The 2080-nt window shown below is 66.2% G+C and carries 2 protein-coding genes; both read right to left on the bottom strand.

The annotated features are described in order from the left end of the window. Positions 1-500, bottom strand: a 500-nt coding sequence (locus AC1D1G_RS44670; protein ID WP_477956882.1) for an isocitrate/isopropylmalate family dehydrogenase, incomplete at its 3' end; no start/stop codon positions are given. Beyond that, positions 497-2080, bottom strand: a 1584-nt coding sequence (locus tag AC1D1G_RS44665; protein WP_477956881.1) for an NAD-glutamate dehydrogenase domain-containing protein, incomplete at its 5' end; no start/stop codon positions are given. The genes AC1D1G_RS44670 and AC1D1G_RS44665, both read right to left, overlap by 4 nt.

Below are 2080 nucleotides of genomic sequence, written 5' to 3'. Positions count from 1 at the left end.
CACGCACGGCGAGTGACGACACCGACCGCCATCGCGACATCTGGGGTGGGCATGAACTCACCGGACCCGACGTGCATGTTCCGGTCGGCGTAAAGACCCTCGGTGTTCTCGCGCACCACGACCAGGTCCATCGTCGGTGACACCGCGGTGGTTCCGGTCAGGGCCCGAGCCGGGCGGATGTTGGCGAACATGTCGAACCGTTTGCGGATGGTGCCACCGGGGGTGAGCTGGCTGCGCCACGGCTGCGGGTAGGAGGCGCTGTCGTGTGGACCGAGGATCCATGCATCGAGGTCGTCGAGGGCGGCCAGTGTCGTCGGGGGTATCGGTTCCCCATATGTGGCGATGGCCTCGTGGCCGATCGGCAACCGCTGCCAGGTAATCGCCACCTCGGGGTGCACCGCCACCGCCGCATCGATGACGCTCGCAGCCGCGGGCACGACCTCGGGCCCGATCCCATCGCCGAGCAGAACACCGATGCTCAGCAAAACGGGCTCGCTCATGCAGCGGTGTCCTCGGCCCCGCCGACACCGGTGCTCCGGACCAGCAGCTTCAGCTCGGCGCTGGCGGTGCAGGCGCGGGAGACGTCCACCACGCCGTCGCGTCGGAGTTCGGCGGTCATTCGGGAGAAGCGGCTGATGGCGTCGGCCGCCCGGGCCTGCCACACGCGGATCTGGTCCTCGCCGCCCGTGTCGAGGTCGAGGATTGCCCCGACCAGCTCGTGGTGCCGCTCGGCCAGGTCGTCGCGCACGGTGGCGGCGGCCATCGCATCCCACCAGTTTGTGGTGACGTGATCGTCGAGCCGGCCGGTCAACCAGGTCAGTCCGAGTTCGGAATCCGACCGGGTGTGAATGGCCGCAGCCGTCTCGACGGGGCAGCCGCGATGCTGGGCAGTCTCGATCAGGTCGAAGACCTCGCCGAGGAACCGCAGCCGCTCGGTGGTCTCGGCGATCGTGGTCGGGCGGGGACGACTGGCTAACAACTCGCGAACGCTGGGACGGTACCGGGCGATCTCCGACTCGACATCCAACGGTGCGGGCCGGCGGCGCAGAATCCACGAGGCGGTGTGCTCGATGAAGTGCTGCAGGGTGTGCAGAAGATTCCAACGCTCGACGGCGGTGACGTCGGTGCGCTGTTCGGCATCCGTCCACAGCTCGTCGACGTCGAACACGGCCCGGACCACAGCGTAGGCCCGTGCGACGGCCGGGGTTTTGACGCCCAGGCGTTCGTCGAGCTGGTAGATCAGGCCGGGGCCGACGTGGTTGATCAGGTCGTCGGCAATCTTCGTCGCCACGACCTCCCGGGCCAACCGATGGTCACGGATTTCCTGGGAGAGCTGCTCCCGGATCTGGGGTGGGAAATACGCCGACAAGGCGGATGCGAAGACCGGTTCGTCGGGAACCGAGGAATTGAGCAGGTCCTGTTGCACGACGTTCTTCGACTGGGCGAGCAGGACCGCGATCTCGGGGCGGGTGAGCCCGAGCCCGGCCTGCGTCCGCGATACCAACTCTTTCTTCGTCGGTAGTACCTCGGTGGCACGGTTGATGCCGTTGTTGTGTTCGAGATTGTCGATGAGCCGCTCGTGACGGTTCAACAGTTGCGGTGCCTGCGAGGCGGCGAGACTGATGGCCAACGTCTGGCTTTCGCTGTTGCAGAGCACCGCATCGGCGACATCCGGGCGGGAGGCGGACAGGAGGGCGTTGCGTTCGGAGTGGTTGATTCGCCCGCTGTGTACGGCGACATCGAGTGCGATCTTGAGGTTGACCTCGAGGTCTGAAGTGGCGACACCGGCAGCGTTATCGATGAAGTCGGCATTGATGCGGCCGCCTCCGAGCGCGTACTCGATGCGTGCCCGCTGGGTGAGACCGAGGTTGCCGCCCTCCCCGATTACCGAGGCGTGCAGCTGCGCGGCATCCACTCGCACCGAGTCGTTGACCGGATCGGCGGCGTCGGAGTGGGTTTCGGTGGACCCTTTGACGTATGTGCCGATTCCGCCGTTCCACAACAGGTCGACACGGACGGTCAGGATTGCCTTGATCAGGTCGTTCGGTGAGATCATATTCTGCTGCACACCGAGTAATTC

The sequence above is a fragment of the Rhodococcus sp. P3_B8 genome, assembly GCF_056402775.1.
The sequence above is the reverse complement of the archived record's forward strand: the minus strand, read 5'-3'. Positions and strand labels throughout refer to the sequence as shown.